Origin of the sequence: Alpinimonas psychrophila, from assembly GCF_014137865.1 — a bacterium.
Lineage (GTDB): Bacteria > Actinomycetota > Actinomycetes > Actinomycetales > Microbacteriaceae > Alpinimonas > Alpinimonas psychrophila.
This window is the reverse complement of the sequence record NZ_JACGWU010000003.1, coordinates 196,589-212,772: the sequence shown is the minus strand read 5'-3', so window position 1 is coordinate 212,772 and position 16,184 is coordinate 196,589. Positions and strand designations below refer to the sequence as shown.

Genomic DNA, 16,184 nt, shown 5'->3' with positions numbered 1-16,184 from the left:
GAACGTAACAGAATGCCACACCGAGACGAGAATCTCATACCCTAGACGTGGGTCTTCCTTATCTGGCGGATGCTCGCACACAACTTTCCTCAAGAGAAAAGGCTTCCTCGTGGCTGCTCGTATTTACGACAACATCTCCGATCTGACCGGCAACACCCCTCTCGTGCGCATCAACCGCGTGAACGACGGTGCCGCTGCGACGATCTTGGCCAAGCTTGAGTTTTACAACCCCAGCAACAGCGTCAAGGACCGTCTCGGCAAGGCCATCGTTGATGCCGCCGAGAAGTCCGGTGCGCTGAAGCCCGGTGGCACGATTGTTGAGGGCACCAGTGGTAACACCGGTATCGCCCTCGCCCTCATCGGGGCAGCTCGCGGTTACAAGGTGATCCTCACGATGCCCGACAGCATGAGCGTCGAGCGTCGCGTGTTGCTTCGGGCCTACGGTGCCGAGATCGTGCTGACTCCCGGTTCCGAGGGCATGAAAGGCACGGTGAACAAGGCGGAAGAAATCGCTGCGGCCACCCCCGGCGCTATCTTGGCCAAGCAGTTCGAGAACCAGGCAAACGTGGCCATTCACCGGGCAACGACAGCCGAGGAGATTTGGGCTGACACCGGCGGCAAAGTCGACATCTTTATTGCGGGGATTGGAACCGGTGGAACCATCTCCGGTGTCGGCCAGGTTCTCAAAGAACGCAAGCCCGGCGTGCAGATCATCGGTGTCGAGCCAGCCGAGTCGCCCATCCTGAACGGCGGCGCCCCCGGCCCCCACAAGATTCAGGGCCTCGGCGCCAACTTCATTCCCGCCATTCTCGACCGCGAGGCCTACACCGAGATCTTCGATGTCAACCTCGAGCAGTCGCTCGTGATGGCCCGTCGTCTCGCAGCCGAAGAGGGAATCCTCGCCGGTATTTCGACCGGTGCCATCTTCCACGCCGCCGTTGAGGTGGCCAAGCGCCCCGAGAACGCCGGCAAGACTATCGTCGCCATCGTGTGCGACTTCGGCGAGCGCTACATTTCGACCGTGCTGTGGGAGAACTTCCGCGACTAAGTCGTCGCCCACTCCGCCCACGGCGTAACGAAGGATGCCGTGGGCCAACACTCGATACCCTTAACAATTGTGTGCAACATTCGAGAAGACATCCGCAATGCCCAGTCTCACGACCCCGCTGCTCGCAGCGCCTTTGAGACCTTCGTTGTTGCCTCGGGATTGCACGCAATTTGGGCGTATCGCTGGCACCACTGGCTGTGGACCCATCACGCCAAGTTCCCGGCCCGGGTCGGCGCCCAAGTTGTGCGCACCCTGACCGGCGTGGAGATTCATCCGGGAGCCACCATCGGCCGACGCTTCTTTATCGACCACGGCATGGGCGTGGTCATTGGCGAAACCGCCGAAATTGGCGATGACGTCATGCTGTACCACGGCGTCACTCTTGGCGGGCGCTCACTCGAAGTCGGCAAACGCCATCCCACGCTCGGCAATGGTGTCGTCGTCGGTGCGGGTGCCAAGATTCTGGGGCCGCTCATCATCGGCGAGAACAGCGCTGTTGGCGCGAATGCGGTTGTCGTGCGCGACGTGCCGGCCAATTCGATCGTCGTGGGCATTCCGGGCGTTGCCCGTCCCAAGGCTGGCCTCGTTGCCGACCCCGTTGTGGCCGCTGGCGACATCACCTGGGTTGACCCCGCGGTCTTTATTTAGTTAGACCTTCGCGCGACTATGCTCGAGCGAATAGCGCGCAATTGCCTGGGTATCGCTGAGATCTACATTGAGCGCGCGGTGGATGTTGGTCCACTTACTCCACGCATAGGCCGGGTTCTCGAGAAGCCACTTAGCTTTCTCGCCCGCCTTGTAATCCCCGTCGCGCAGGATGCGAATGGCCGAACGCGCAACATCCCGCACTGCCCGCAGCTTCGCTTGAGGCCAAGAAAGGCCGGTTCGCCCCTCCCCCAAACGGCGCATGCCGAGATTTTCATCGAAGATGCGTTTGCCGTACTCGGCGAGTGTGACGTCGTTGGAGTGCTCAACCAACGCATCCGGTTGGTAGGCCTTGCGGTATCCGGCAACCAAAAGGTCACGGGCAAAGGCCATGTCCTCCGAGTAGTTCACGTCGCGATACGGGATCACCTTCAGCAGAAAATCGCGGCGCGTGGCCGAGTTCACATCCGAGTAGAAGAGATCACCCTCCCCCAGGGTTTCTGCAGGAACCGTGCTGCCGTCGACTACGGTCACCGTGCCGTCGGAACCACACCGCGCGAAGACACCCTCGATTTCATACTTGAGCAAGGGGAAACAGTTAGCTCGTGCCTCTTGCTTGCCGACAACGGCCACACAGTTCAGACCAGCGGAGTCAAGAGGTTCCACGAGGGCCGACAGCCACTGTTCTCCGACAGGAACAGCATCATGGCTGAGGAACGCAATGTTCGTTCCGCGCGCCAACGTCGCCGCAAGGTTGCGGGTCTTGCCATGACCAAATTCGCGGGAAGGAATCTGCACCAGGCGAACCATTGGATGCTGGGCCATGATCGCTAGGGTCGCATCCGTGGAACCAGAATCGATGACCAGAATCTCAAAGGTATCCGCGAAGTCCTGGGACTCGACCGCGGTCAGCAGGCGCTCAAGGTATTTCTCCCCGTTGAAAGTGGGAATGAAGACTGTGACATCCACTGTGCCAACAAATGTTGGCTGAACCAGCGTCATTCAGGCCGTCCGGTTCACCAAGCGGTCAAAGACCGCGACGACCTGCTCGCCGGCCTCGGCCCACGATCCCCCTTCAGAGGATGTGGCGAGAGAGCGAGAGTACTCGACGGCATCCGGCCTCTCGACCACGGCAATAATGCGATCGGCCATCAGAGAAGGCGACATGGGGACGAATTCGATGCGGGGGTCATTGCGCAACGTGACCCGAGTGTTTTCGCCATCGTTGACGACCGGCACGACTCCGCAGGCCATGACTTCGAGTGGCAACAATGACATGCAGGTGAGCGAGAGCACGAGAGCCGCCGCACATTTGTTGTAAAGGGCGGGGAGCTCGGCGACATCGAGAGTGCCGTGATTGACGAAAGGAAAATCGAGACCGGCCTTCGACATGTCCCAACCGGCAATGTTGATCACGACATCGGGGCGTCGACGATGCACTTCTTCCAGCACGAGCAGCCCGAACTCTGTTCCGCGTCGCGGCGTGGTCGGGCGCGCGTAGAAGAGAATTTCGTTTCGGGGTGCGTCCTTGGTGCGTGTGTAGCGCGCGGAGTTGACCGCGTACTCATAGAAGTCACACGGCATCTCGTAGTCATTCTCGAGTTTGCCCGCCAGCCATGGGCCAATCGTGATTCCGTGAAGACCGAGACGGTACGAATTCTCGGCGACGACGTAGTCGGGTCCGGCCGGGAAGAAGAACGGCTCGAAATCTTGCACCCAGTAGACCCGCGGAACATTCTTTTCATAACGAGAGGAGGCATACGCGGTCGCCCAGTCTGTCGCGACAACAATGTCGAAATCACCTTGGATGCCCGTTGCCGGGTCATACATTTCGTAGGCAGCATCCAGCTGTGCGTAACCTCCGTTGCCGGCCAGCATGTTCTTGATGCCGGCCATGCTTACTCGAGGATACTTACCGGTTGAGTAAAGGAAAATGGTGAGGTCATACCCGGCATCTTCAAGATATTTCATGAACAGGTATGCGTTTTGGTGCCCGCCGCTGGAACGGCTGGGTGGCGAAATTACCCACGCAATCTGGGGTCTGCCTGTGCTCGACACCAGGGGCTCGGCGCGAAAATCACGCTTGATTGTCCAGTCGACGGCGAGAACATCCTGCTTGAAAACGGATGATAAGGGGGCGTCGGTGAACGGGTTGCTACGCGATGTCAGCCACTTTGCCCGTGCCACGCGGTCGAGCGCACCCCTCGTATTTGAGCATGTCGAACGTTCGTGAGAAAACAGACACTGAAAAACCTTTGCTGAGGGGCTGAAAAACTCCTCGACCTAATGAGTGGGGAAAGGGAACCTCTTCATCGTGTCGATGACCTTCGTCACCTGGGCCTCAGACATCCCTGTCCAGAGCGGCAATCGCAGGAGGCGTCCGGAGAAGGCATCCGTCTTGGCTAGCGAACCAGCCGTGCGCCCAAACTTTTGGCCGGCCGCGCTGGTGTGCAACGGAACGTAATGGAAGGTCGAGACAACACCGTGAGCGCGAGTGTGCGTGAGAGCCGCATCGCGCGCCACCTCACTCGGCATGACCATGAAGAAAACATGGGCAGCATGGATGCCCCCGGGAGGCGTCATGAGGGAGACCTCGGCCGACGCGGCCCACTCGCCGAGCCCCTCCTGATAGGCGTTCCAGATCTCGTGGCGCCTGGCCTGAATGGCGTCAAAAGAATCGAGTTGAGAATCCAAAACCGCGGCGTTGAGTTCGGACGGCAGATAGCTGGATCCCCAGTCGACCCACGAATACTTGTCGACCTGACCGCGCAGGAACTTGGAGCGATTGGTGCCCTTTTCGCGCATGATCTCGGCGCGCTCCCGAAGCTTCGGGTTGCTGATCAGAACGGCTCCGCCCTCACCGGAGTGCACATTCTTGGTGTCGTGAAAACTCTGAATGGCGATGTCACCGACGGACCCGAGGGTGCCAAACGGCGTCTTCACTCCCAGGCCGTGCGCGTTGTCTTCGATGACGGTGAGACCGTGACGCCGTGCAATGTCGAGAATTGCCGGCATATCGACCGGAACCCCGCCGTAGTGCATGACGGAGATTGCCTTGGTCTTAGGAGTGATTGCCGCTTCAACAAGAGAAGGATCAATGTTGCCTGTGTTGCCCTCAATGTCCACGAAGACCGGAACTCCCCCGGTGGCCACAATGGAGTTGGCTCCCGAAGTAAAAGTGAAGCTCGGAACGATGACTTCATCGCCGGCGCCAACATCGAGCAGGCGAACCGCCATTTCAAGGGCGTGCGTTCCGGATGTCGTCAGCAGGACGTGCTCGACGTCACTGAGAGCGGCAATCTTGGCGGAAGCCGAAGCCGTAAAAGAGCCGTCACCGTGAACATGATCAGAGTCAATGACGGCGGCGAGATTTGCCTTTTCAAGCGGCGACCGAAAGGGCCGCGAAAAGAGTATCGGTTCGTTCACGTCACCACCCACAGCCATGGGTCAATTCTACTTCGCCGCTAGCCCTCGTCGCCGATGGCGGCTAGGCGCGCTTCTTCGTCGGCCGCGATGCAGGATTCAATGACGGGGCCAACGGCACCATCCATGACCTGGTCAAGGTTGTAGGCCTTGTATCCCGTGCGGTGATCCGCAATGCGGTTCTCCGGAAAGTTATACGTGCGGATGCGCTCCGAGCGGTCAACCGTGCGAATCTGCGTCTTGCGCGCAGCACTCGCTTCGGCCATCGCCTCCTCCTGCTGACGCGCCAAAATGCGGGCACGAAGAACGCGCATGCCGGCCTCACGGTTTTGCAGCTGGCTCTTTTCGTTCTGCATCGAAACAACGATGCCGGTCGGAAGGTGGGTAATGCGCACAGCAGAGTCGGTTGTGTTGACTGACTGACCACCGGGCCCGGATGAGCGATAAACGTCAATCTTCAAGTCGTTTTGGTTGATGTCAACTTCTTCGGGCTCGTCAACCTCGGGAAAGACCAGAACGCCGGCAGCGGAGGTGTGAATCCGTCCCTGTGACTCGGTGGCGGGAACACGCTGGACGCGGTGCACCCCACCCTCGTATTTGAGGTGCGCCCACACGCCCTGCGACGGATCAGAGGAGTTTCCCTTGAGCGCGAGTTGAACATCCTTGTAACCGCCAAGGTCGGACTCGGTGCGGTCAAGCACCTCGGTCTTCCAGCCCTTGGACTCTGCGTAGTGCAGGTACATGCGCAAGAGATCAGCAACGAAGAGCTGGCTTTCGGCTCCACCCTCACCGCCCTTGATTTCCATGATGACATCGCGGCCATCGTCGGGGTCACGAGGAATCAACAGTCGACGCAGCTTTTCCTCCGCGGGAGGAATTGCTTCTTCCAGCGGGGGAATCTCCTCGGCGAACGCCGCATCCTCGGTGGCTAATTCGCGCGCCGCAGCGAGGTCATCATTCAACTGAGTCCACGTGTCATAGGCCGCCTTGATATGGCTGAGCTCCGCATAGCGACGATTGATCTTTTTTGCCCGCGACGCATCCGCATGAACGGCAGGGTCAGAAAGCTGAACCTGCAGGTCTTCGTACTCGTCGAGCAGTGTCTTGACGGACTCAAACACGGATTAGTTATCCTTGGTCGAGGCGCCGGTCTTCTGCATTTGCATCAAGAACTCGACATTGCTGGAGGTATCTTTGAGCTTGCCCAGAACGGATTCCAGAGCCTGCTGCTGGTCGAGACCAGCGAGGGCGCGGCGAAGCTTCCAGGTGACCTTGACCTCATCGGCACCGAGCAACATCTCTTCGCGACGCGTACCGGAGGCATTGATGTCAACCGCGGGGAAGATGCGCTTGTCAGCGAGTTGACGAGAAAGGCGCAATTCCATGTTGCCGGTGCCCTTGAACTCCTCAAAGATAACTTCATCCATCTTGGAGCCGGTCTCAACGAGAGCCGAAGCGATGATGGTGAGCGATCCACCGTTCTCGATATTGCGCGCAGCACCGAAGAATTTCTTGGGGGGATACAGCGCCGCAGCGTCGACGCCGCCTGAGAGGATACGACCGGATGCGGGAGTTGCCAGATTGTAGGCACGACCCAGGCGTGTGATCGAATCAAGGAGAACGACGACATCTTGACCGAGCTCAACGAGACGCTTGGCGCGCTCGATAGCCAATTCGGCAACCATGGTGTGATCTTCAGCGGGACGGTCGAAGGTGGAGGCAATGACCTCGCCCTTGACGGTGCGCTGCATGTCGGTTACTTCTTCGGGACGCTCATCAACGAGCACGACCATGAGGTGAACCTCGGGGTTGTTCTCCGCAATGGAGTTCGCAATCTGCTGCATGATGATGGTCTTGCCCGCCTTGGGGGGCGCCACGATCAAGCCGCGCTGTCCCTTACCAATGGGGGCGACCAAGTCGATGATGCGAGCGGTCAACTTGATGGAATCCGTCTCGAGGCGCAGACGTTCCTGAGGGTACAAAGGCGTGAGGTCGTGGAAGTCGACGCGAGTGGCGGCCTCTTCAACAGTCTGACCGTTGATGGAATCTACCTTGACCAGCGCGTTGTACTTCTGGCGACCGAAGCCCTCATTCTCGCGAGGCTGCTTGATGGCACCGATAACGGCGTCACCCTTGCGCAGGTTGTACTTCTTGACCTGTCCCAGAGAGACATACACGTCATTGTTGCCAGGCAAGTAGCCGGCGGTGCGCACGAAGGCGTAGTTGTCGAGAACATCCAGGATGCCCGCAATGGGGATCAGGACATCGTCATCGAGAATCTCGGGCTCGATGTCATCTCCGCCAATACGGCCGCCACGACGACGGTCACGCTGACGCCCACGAGCGCTGTCACGACCATAGCGGTCGTCACCTTCGATTTCGGGGCCGTTGTTGTTCTGGCGTCCGCCATCACGGTTGTTGTTGTCGCGAACATTGTCACGAGCATTGTCGCGCGTGTTTTCGCGGGGGTTCTGACGGTTGTTTTCGCGCGGGTTGTTCTGGCGTGAGTTTTCGCGCTGGTTCTGACGACCGTTTAGGCGACCGTTCTCGGCACCGTTCTCAGCCCCAGCCTCGTTTTCATTTTCACCCGAGCCTTCGGTGCTCTCGCCACGGGGAGTGCGACCATTGCGGCCACGGCTGCGGCTACGCGAGGTACGGTCACCTTCGGCGCGCTCACCCTCGGTGCCCGAAGATGTAGCGTTGGCAGAGGAAGAAGAATCGCTCTTCTCCATCTCGCCCCATGAGGCATCGTTCTGAGCAGAAATAGCATCGGATGCGGCTTGGGCCTCCGCGGAAACCTGCGCAACCTGGGTGTCTTCAGCAGCAACAGCGGCAGCCGCACCGCGAACGGGGCGACCGCGGCGAGCGCGAGCGGGGGCAACGGCCTCTGCAGACGCGTCAGAAATTGACGTCTCCGAGCCGGAAACATCCGTGTTAGAAGAATCTGAACTGGATGCGACAGAAACGGAAGGCTCCGAAGCGGTGACAGCCTCTGCTGTTGCCTTTGCCGGACGTCCTCGACGACGAGGAGCCTCCACGGGGGCATCACCAGATACGGCGGGGAGGCCAGCAGTATCGCCGGCATTGACATGGTTGACAGCACTCACGGAGGAGGTGCTGGGGGTTACGGCGCTCACAGCGTCTTCGGCAGAGGCAGCGGCTGCCTTCGTCGAGACGCGGCGTGAGGCGCGCTTGAGGGGTGCTGCTTCTGCAGCGGGAGTGTTGTTCTCGGTGATCTCGTCCACGAGGTTTCCTTACTAAGTAATTGTGTGTGCACCAGAGCTGTTCCATGCCTTTTTCCCTGAAGTTCAAGGGCGGCACATGAGGAAGTAGTGCGAAGAGTTGCTATGGCCGAGTGGCCGGTGAATGCTCCGGGAGGGCTCCCGCGTAATTGCGCGGCTTCAACCGGGTGCAACAACACCCTAGCATCCTTCCCCGCCCGTTTTCTGTGCGTCGCTCAGGCGTGTTCGAAAACCACGACAATGGGTGCTTATAGAATGAACTCCAGAGTGAATGACGTGAAGAAATCAGAGAAGCGACCCGCTAACGTCGCCGTTATTACGGTTTCTTATAACTCCAGTTCTCAGCTCGACGATTTTCTGGCCAGCGCCGTCACTACGGTCGCCGAAGCCACGCAAATTCTTGTCGTCGACAACGCCTCGAGCGATATCGAGACCACACGGTCCCTCACGGAACAGCATGGTGTGATGCTTCTCGAGCTTTCCGAAAACCGTGGGTACGGCGGTGCCGTCAACGCCGGAGCAGCAACCCTCGATAACACCATCGATTTCATTGTGGTGGCCAACCCCGATCTTGTCTTCCAACCGGATGCCGTGGCCCACCTTGTCGCTGCCGCCGAGGCTGATCCCGGGGTTGCAGCAACGGGCCCTCACGTTCTGAACGTCGACGGCTCGGCGTATCCTTCGGCCCGCGCCATCCCCTCTCTGCGAATCGGCATCGGCCATGCCCTCTTCGCCAACGTATGGCCGCGCAATCCCTGGACGCAGGCGTACCACTCCGACGTCACGACGCACAGCACGCAAGCGGCCGTCGGTTGGCTATCGGGCTCCTGCCTTTGTGTGCGGCGAAGCGCCTTCGAGAGCGTCGGAGGCTTCGACGAAGGCTACTTCATGTATTTCGAAGATGTCGATCTCGGATACCGGCTGGGCAAGCTCGGCTTCACCAACCTGTTCGTCCCGGCCGCAGAGGTGACGCACATCGGCGGAGTCTCCACGGCAGCGCATTCCAAGGCCATGCTCCGCGTGCACCACGACAGCGCCTACCGCTTCCTCGCCAAGAAATATCCGGGCGCCTTCTTGGCACCGCTCCGCTGGCTCCTGAGGTTAGCGCTCACCGCGCGCGTCAAACTAGCCCGACAAAAGTAACGGCACGACCGCTTGAGCACGACCGCTTGAACTAAGCCGCGACGTCGTTTGTCGTAACCGTCGCACCCTTGAAGTCCACAGCCAGCATGAGAGCCTGCCACGGAGTCTCCTGGTGCTTTGCCACGAGCTCAGCGGCAACAAGACGCTGAGCGGGATCGCTGCACAACACCAGCACGGAGGGCCCGGCACCCGAAACAACAGCAGCGAAGCCGTGCTCGCGCAGCATCTTGATGAGGGTGTTCGTCTGAGGCATCGCCTCGGCACGGTAATCCTGGTGAAGTTTGTCTTCCGTGGCTTCGAATAACAGCTCGGGGCTCTGGGTCAGTGCGGCGACCAGCAGTGAGGAACGTGAGACGTTGAAGATCGCATCCTCATGGGGAACACTTGTCGGTTGCAGAGAACGTGCCAGCTTGGTCGACATGGTGAACGAGGGCACAAAAACAATGGGTGAGACACCGCGGTGCACCATTAGCTTCTTCTGACGGGGCCCCTTCTCCGTGGTCCAGGCAATGGTGAGACCGCCGAAGAGTGCGGGAGCCACGTTATCGGGGTGCCCTTCCATCTCCGTCGCGAGATCAAGCATGGTTTCGTCATCGAAGCTAAAGATTCCATCGAGCAAACCCTTGGCGGCCATCAGCCCCGACACAATGGCGGCACTGGATGAACCCATTCCGCGACTGTGGGGAATCGTATTGTGGGCTCGCAGCGAAAGCCCCGGCATTGCGATTCCAGCGTGTGTGAACCCGCGCGCAATCGACTGCACAACGAGGTTGGTCTCGTCGGTGGAGACGGGCGCCGACGAGTCGGCGGAACCTTCACCAATGACATCAACGAAAACACCGGGTTCCGGGCGAACACTGACGACCAGTTCGTCGTAATAGCCCAAAGCAAGGCCGAGAGTATCGAAACCCGGACCAAGGTTGGCCGATGTTGCCGGAACGCGAACGGTTACCGAACGCCCCGAAAGTGATGCATCGGCCGAGGCCATTAGTGCGATCCGCCCTTGACGAGGCCAAGAACGTCGGCAATCTCGGGAACGTCCACGGGAACGACGGTGGGCACAACATCGGTGCCATCGGGCAATCGAAGCGCCCACTGAGGGTCCTTCAAGCCGTGACCGGTCACAGTGAGCACTACAACGGAACCGGCAGGAATCATTCCCGCATCGGCACGCTCAAGTAGACCAGCAACGCTGATGGCGGATGCCGGCTCAACGAAGATCCCAACCTCAGCGGAGAGAATGCGCTGAGCGGCAAGAATACCGGCGTCCTCGATGGCCCCAAAGTAGCCATCGCTCACCTTGTGAGCGTTGATCGCCAAGTCCCACGAAGCTGGATTACCAATGCGAATCGCGCTGGCAATAGTTTCGGGGTTCTTGACCGGGTGACCCAAAACGAAAGGGGCGCTTCCCGCAGCTTGGAACCCGAACATGCGAGGAAGCTTGGTCGTGGCACCGCGCTCCAGCTCTTCGCTGTAGCCCTTAAAGTAGGCCGAATAGTTACCGGCATTGCCGACAGGCAGGAAGTGGAAGTCAGGGGCATCTTCGAGAACTTCAACGATCTCAAAGGCGGCCGTCTTCTGACCCTCAATGCGGTCGGGGTTCACCGAGTTGACCAGGTGCACGGGGTAGTTGGCCGACAACTCGCGAGCAATGTCGAGGCAGTCATCGAAGTTTCCCTGAACCTGCAGCAGCTGCGCGTTGTGAGCAACGGCCTGGCTCAGCTTGCCCATGGCAATCTTGCCCTCGGGAACCAGAACAGCGGCGGTGATTCCCGCGTGCGTAGCGTAGGCGGCGGCCGAGGCACTCGTGTTGCCGGTCGAAGCGCAAATGACTGCCTTCGCTCCATGCTCGACGGCCTTGGAGATGGCCATCGTCATGCCACGATCCTTGAAGGACCCAGTGGGGTTCATTCCCTCGTACTTCACAAAGACGCGGGCACCCGTTCGCGCCGAGAGAGTCTTGGCTTCGATGAGAGGCGTGCCGCCCTCCCCCAACGTGATGATGGGCGTTGCCTCAGAAATATTGAGACGGTCTGCATATTCATGCAGAAGTCCGCGCCATTGCTTGGCCATTAGGCTCCTTCAACTCGTAGAACCGAGACCACTGAACTCACGGCATCCAGCTGCGCAAGGGCGGAAACGGTGGCCGCTAAATCTGACTCAAGAGCCGCATGCGTACCTATGACTAGCGTAGCCGTGGGGCGACTCTCCCCGTGCACTCCGCCGCCGTTTCCATACAGTCCCTGCTCGACCAATTCGACCGAAACGCCGTGGTCCTTGAACACTCCGGCAACGGATGCCAGCACGCCCGGCTCATCCAGAACGGAAAGGGTCACGTGGTACCGGGTCGTGACGAAACTCATGGGCAAAATTGCCATGTTGGCATGCGTGGATTCGCCCATCCCGGGGCCCCCAATCACGTGACGACGGGCCGCAGAGACGAGGTCGCCGAGCACTGCCGAGGCTGTTTCCGGGCCACCGGCACCGGCACCGTAAAACATGAGGCTTCCGGCGGCCTCGGCCTCGACGAACACAGCGTTGTTGGCCTTGTGCACGGCGGCGAGCGGATGATCACGCGAGATGAGTGCGGGATAGACGCGTGTGGAGACGCCCTCTTCGCCCGTGACCAGATCCGTGAGGCGCTCGCAGATGGCGAGCAACTTCACGACGTAGCCAGCCTTGCGCGCCAACTCCACCGTTTGGCTCGTGACGCCACGAATACCCTCACGGTGCACGGATTCCAGGGGAACGTTGGTATGAAACGCCAAGCTTGCGAGGAGAGACGCCTTCTGAGCAGCGTCGTACCCGTCAATGTCAGCGGTGGGATCAGCCTCGGCGTACCCGAGCTCGGTTGCCACAGCGAGGGCGTGTTCCAGTGAAGCGCCGTCCGTGTCCATCATGTCGAGAATGAAATTGGTGGTGCCATTCACGATTCCCAAAATACGTTTCACGCGGTCACCAGCGAGGGAATCCCGCAGTGGGCGAATAATCGGAATAGCCCCGGCAACGGCGGCCTCATAGTAAACCTGTGCGCCGACCTGCTCGGCGGCCGCGAAAAGCTCTGTTCCGTGGGTCGCGAGGAGAGCCTTGTTCGCGGTGACAACATCGGCGCCGGAGTTAATGGCCTGCAAGATATAGGATCGGGCCGGCTCGATGCCGCCCATCACCTCGATCACAATGTCGGCCCCCAGAATCAGGGATTCCGCATCCGTTGTGAAAAGTTCCTTGGGAAGGTCGGCACTGCGAGGAGCATCAAGATTTCGCACGGCAATGCCGGTCAGCTCGAGGCTGGCCCCCACGCGCGCGGCAAACTCATCGGCGTGCTCCAAGAGGAGGCGTGCCACTTGGGCTCCCACGGTGCCGCCACCCAGCAGGGCTACGCGCACGTTGCGGTACTCGATCATTGCGGTGCTCCATCATTTGGTTGCTTTAGATTGACGCCCATGTCGCGCGCCAAAAGATCTTGTTCGGTTTCGCCGCGCACAATCACGCGTGCGACACCGTCACGCACTGCCACAACGGGTGGCCGTGCAAGGTAGTTGTAGTTGCTAGAGAGGGAGAAGCAGTAGGCGCCGGTGGCGGGAGTCGCCACGATGTCACCGGGCTGAACATCCCCGGGCAGGTAGTCGGCGTAGACGACAATGTCACCGGACTCGCAGTGCTTGCCCGCGATACGCACCAACTGCTGTGGGGCATCCGACACCCGATTCGCGATACGCACCGAATAGTCCGCCTCATACAAGGCGGGGCGCGCGTTATCGCTCATGCCACCATCGACACTGACATACCGGCGGATCGCGTTGGTCCCATCGAACTCAACCGTCACGTCCTTGGTGGTGCCCACCGTGTAGAGCGTGGCGGTAGAGGTGCCGATGACGGCGCGACCAGGTTCCAGCGCGATGAGGGGAATCTCGATGCCAAGGCGCGCGCACTCGGCCGCCACCATGTCGGCAATCTCGGCGGCAATGGCGCCAATGGGAGTCGGCTCATCGGCAGGAGTGTAGGCGATGCCGAAGCCGCCGCCGAGGTTGAGCTCGGGCACAGGGCCGCCAGCAAGCAGCTCGGAGTGCAGTGCCAGTAGGCGCGAGGCAGACTCGGCAAAACCAGCGGTGCCGAAGATTTGCGACCCGATGTGGCAGTGAATGCCCACAAAGTTGAGCGCGGAGTGCTCGCGAATGCGGGCGACGAGAGCCGGAGCATCCGTAATGGTGACACCGAACTTTTGGTCCTCATGGGCGGTGGCCAAAAAGCTGTGCGTGTGGGCATGCACGCCGCTATTAACCCGCAACCGCACGCGCTGCGTGACACCTTGGCGCGCGGCAGATTCAGCAACCCGCTCGATTTCCCACAGCGAATCCATCACGATGGTGCCGACCCCCACCCCAACGGCACGATCAATCTCGGTCTGAGACTTATTGTTGCCGTGAAAACCGAGGCGCGCGGGGGCGACCCCAGCGGCGAGCGCCACCGCAAGTTCTCCTCCACTGGCAACGTCAATGTTCAGCCCAGCCTCGGTGACCCAGCGCGCAACCTCCGTGCACAAAAAAGCTTTACCCGCGTAATAGACGGATGCCCGACCGCCGACGCGACCGAGCTCGCGCTCAAATGCCTCGCGCACCTCGACAGCTCGGTTTCTCGCGTGGGCTTCATCTACGACGTAGAGAGGAGTCCCGAACTGCTCGACCAATTGCGATGCCGCGACGCCGGCCACAACGAGCTCCCCATCCGTAGCGCGCACAGTGTTCGCCGACCACAGGCCCGGCCACAACGCATTGGCGTCGACGGATGCGTCGAGCCAGTCAGGAGCAAGAGGGTTCGACTCCAGCGGGCTCCCTCCGAGCAGGTTGGCAGCCACAGAAACCTCACAATAAATAACGGATGTGGGGCGAGCGGACCCGGATTGGTCCCTGAAGCCATAAAACGGGCCACGTCTCATCCGTGAAACGGATTGTGGCACTTTTCAATTCTATTGGAGGTCGATAACCAACCGTGCGCCTGTTGTTACATGCGCTCCGGCGCGGAGACTCCGACAAGGGCCAGACCATTACGAATGACCTGACCGGTCGCGTCATTGAGCCATAGGCGCGTGCGGTGCACGTCTTCAACGGCGTCTTCGCCCTGCGGAATAACTCGGCACTTGTCATACCAGCGGTGGTAGTAGCCGGCGACCTCTTCGATGTAGCGAGCCACCCGGTGCGGCTCGCGCAGTTGGGCGGCCTGGGCAACGATGCGCGGGAACTCCTGCAAGACACCCAGCAGCTGAGACTCTGATTCGTGAATGAGAAGTTCGGGGACGAACCCATCGACCCGATTCACCCCTGAGATTTCGGCATTACGCGCGACGGCACAGGTACGGGCATGCGCGTACTGAACATAGAACACAGGGTTGTCGTTGGTGCGCTTGCCTAAGACATCCAAATCGATATCAAGTTGAGAATCGCTGGAGGAACGCACGAGCGCATAACGCCCCGCGTCAACACCGACAGCCTCAACGAGGTCTTCGAGTGTGACAATGGTGCCGGCTCGCTTGCTCATGCGCATCGGCACTCCGTCGCGAACGAGGTTGACCATCTGGCCGATCATGATTTCAAGGTTGACCGTGGGGGTGTCCCCAAAAGCCGCACACATGGCCATCATGCGCGCCACATACCCGTGGTGATCGGCCCCCAACATGATGATGTTGCGTTCAAACCCGCGCTCCCGCTTGTCGAGATAGTAGGCCAGGTCACCGGCAATGTAGGCCGCTTCACCATCGCTCTTGATGATGACGCGGTCCTTGTCATCGCCAAAATCTGAAGTCCGCAGCCACGTCGCGCCGTCATTTTCGAAGACGTGACCCAGCTCGCGCAGTCGCTGAAGCGCACGTTCAACAGCGCGGGACTCATGCAACGAGTCCTCGTGGAAGTACACATCGAAGTCGACCCCGAAGTCATGCAGTGACGCTTTGATCTCACCGAACATCAGCTCGACACCGATAGAGCGAAAGACCTCCTGCATCTCTTCGCGCGGGAGCACCGACATATCCTGACCGTAGGCCGCGACAACACGCACAGCAATGTCATGAATGTAGGCTCCGCCATAACCGTCCTCGGGGGTGACTTCGCCGAGGTGAGCCGCGATCAAACTTCGAGAGAACCGGTCAATCTGGGCTCCGTGATCGTTGAAGTAGTACTCCCGCGTGACATCTCCACCTTGAGATTTCAGGATGCGTGCCAGCGAATCCCCTACAGCCGCCCACCGCGTACCACCCATGTGAATGGGGCCGGTCGGGTTGGCGGAGACAAACTCAAGGTTCATCTGAACGCCACGGTAAAGATCACCGTTGCCGTAGGAGTCCCCGGCCTCCACAATTCTCTGAGCCAGAACACCGGCAGCGCCGGCATCCAGGCGAACGTTAATGAAGCCGGGCCCGGCAACCTCGACACCGGCCACGCCCTCAAAACCGCCAAGTTCCGTCGCCAACTCTGCAGCGAACTCACGTGGGTTCAGCCCAAGAGGCTTCGAGATCTTGAGCGCGATGCTGGTGGCCCAATCCCCGTGATCACGGTTCTTGGGGCGCTCCAACACAACGTCATCGACAGAAAGCTGTAGAGGTTGCGCGGGGGCGTGCCGGGCAACCACGACGAGGATGAGTTCGAATAACTGGCGCGATAAGTCTTGAGGAGTCACAAGAGTCAAGTCTA

General features: G+C 60.0%; 13 protein-coding genes. 3 read left to right on the top strand and 10 right to left on the bottom strand.

Features of this window, described 5'->3' with window-relative positions:
• Positions 1 to 109: 109 nt before the first annotated feature.
• Complete coding sequence (gene cysK / locus FB555_RS06810) at positions 110 to 1,048, top strand: cysteine synthase A (RefSeq protein ID WP_182484724.1); 939 nt, start codon at positions 110 to 112, stop codon at positions 1,046 to 1,048.
• A gap of 66 nt (positions 1,049 to 1,114) precedes the next feature.
• Positions 1,115 to 1,696, top strand: a complete 582-nt coding sequence (epsC, locus tag FB555_RS06805) for a serine O-acetyltransferase EpsC (RefSeq protein WP_425485604.1) — start codon at positions 1,115 to 1,117, stop codon at positions 1,694 to 1,696.
• On the opposite strand, the gene FB555_RS06800 is transcribed toward epsC, so the two are convergent.
• From FB555_RS06800 to rho, 5 genes are all read right to left on the bottom strand, one after another.
• On the bottom strand, positions 1,697 to 2,695 hold the full coding sequence (locus FB555_RS06800) for a glycosyltransferase family 2 protein (protein WP_220475882.1): 999 nt from the start codon (positions 2,693 to 2,695) through the stop codon (positions 1,697 to 1,699). It abuts the gene before it with no gap.
• The gene (locus tag FB555_RS06795) at positions 2,696 to 3,880 is read right to left on the bottom strand and encodes a glycosyltransferase family 4 protein (protein ID WP_182484723.1); all 1,185 of its coding nucleotides are present in this window, start codon (positions 3,878 to 3,880) and stop codon (positions 2,696 to 2,698) included.
• Between the two features lie 96 nt (positions 3,881 to 3,976).
• Positions 3,977 to 5,137 carry a dTDP-4-amino-4,6-dideoxygalactose transaminase gene (gene rffA, locus FB555_RS06790; protein ID WP_182484722.1) on the bottom strand — a complete coding sequence of 387 codons (1,161 nt, stop codon included), beginning with the start codon at positions 5,135 to 5,137 and terminating at the stop codon, positions 3,977 to 3,979.
• Between the two features lie 20 nt (positions 5,138 to 5,157).
• Positions 5,158 to 6,237, bottom strand: coding sequence for a peptide chain release factor 1 (prfA, locus tag FB555_RS06785; protein ID WP_182484721.1), 1,080 nt, complete (start codon positions 6,235 to 6,237; stop codon positions 5,158 to 5,160).
• 3 nt (positions 6,238 to 6,240) lie between these two features.
• A complete protein-coding gene (gene rho, locus FB555_RS11095) occupies positions 6,241 to 8,361 on the bottom strand; it encodes a transcription termination factor Rho (RefSeq protein ID WP_182484720.1) in 2,121 nt (706 codons plus the stop codon).
• Positions 8,362 to 8,634: 273 nt separating this feature from the next.
• Here rho and FB555_RS06775 point away from each other — a divergent pair, with 273 nt between their 5' ends.
• Complete coding sequence (locus tag FB555_RS06775; RefSeq protein WP_182484719.1) at positions 8,635 to 9,501, top strand: glycosyltransferase; 867 nt, start codon at positions 8,635 to 8,637, stop codon at positions 9,499 to 9,501.
• 31 nt (positions 9,502 to 9,532) lie between these two features.
• On the opposite strand, the gene thrB is transcribed toward FB555_RS06775, so the two are convergent.
• From thrB to argS, 5 genes are all read right to left on the bottom strand, one after another.
• Positions 9,533 to 10,489 carry a homoserine kinase gene (thrB, locus tag FB555_RS06770; RefSeq protein WP_182484718.1) on the bottom strand — a complete coding sequence of 319 codons (957 nt, stop codon included), beginning with the start codon at positions 10,487 to 10,489 and terminating at the stop codon, positions 9,533 to 9,535.
• Complete coding sequence (thrC, locus tag FB555_RS06765; protein WP_182484717.1) at positions 10,489 to 11,574, bottom strand: threonine synthase; 1,086 nt, start codon at positions 11,572 to 11,574, stop codon at positions 10,489 to 10,491. The genes thrB and thrC overlap by 1 nt, the downstream gene beginning before the upstream one ends.
• Complete coding sequence (locus FB555_RS06760) at positions 11,574 to 12,905, bottom strand: homoserine dehydrogenase (RefSeq protein WP_182484716.1); 1,332 nt, start codon at positions 12,903 to 12,905, stop codon at positions 11,574 to 11,576. Before FB555_RS06760 ends, thrC begins: the two co-directional genes overlap by 1 nt.
• Complete coding sequence (lysA, locus tag FB555_RS06755; protein ID WP_246323643.1) at positions 12,902 to 14,326, bottom strand: diaminopimelate decarboxylase; 1,425 nt, start codon at positions 14,324 to 14,326, stop codon at positions 12,902 to 12,904. The genes FB555_RS06760 and lysA overlap by 4 nt, the downstream gene beginning before the upstream one ends.
• Positions 14,327 to 14,502: 176 nt before the next feature.
• Complete coding sequence (argS, locus tag FB555_RS06750; RefSeq protein WP_182484715.1) at positions 14,503 to 16,170, bottom strand: arginine--tRNA ligase; 1,668 nt, start codon at positions 16,168 to 16,170, stop codon at positions 14,503 to 14,505.
• Positions 16,171 to 16,184 lie beyond the last annotated feature (14 nt).

Excerpts from the sequence above, each read along its gene's own strand:
- FB555_RS06800 (WP_220475882.1), bottom strand. The coding sequence starts at position 2,695 with ATGACGCTGGTTCAGCCAACATTTGTTGGCACAGTGGATGTCACAGTC.
- rffA (WP_182484722.1), bottom strand. The coding sequence starts at position 5,137 with ATGGCTGTGGGTGGTGACGTGAACGAACCGATACTCTTTTCGCGGCCC.
- thrB (WP_182484718.1), bottom strand. The coding sequence starts at position 10,489 with ATGGCCTCGGCCGATGCATCACTTTCGGGGCGTTCGGTAACCGTTCGC.
- thrC (WP_182484717.1), bottom strand. The coding sequence starts at position 11,574 with ATGGCCAAGCAATGGCGCGGACTTCTGCATGAATATGCAGACCGTCTC.
- FB555_RS06760 (WP_182484716.1), bottom strand. The coding sequence starts at position 12,905 with ATGATCGAGTACCGCAACGTGCGCGTAGCCCTGCTGGGTGGCGGCACC.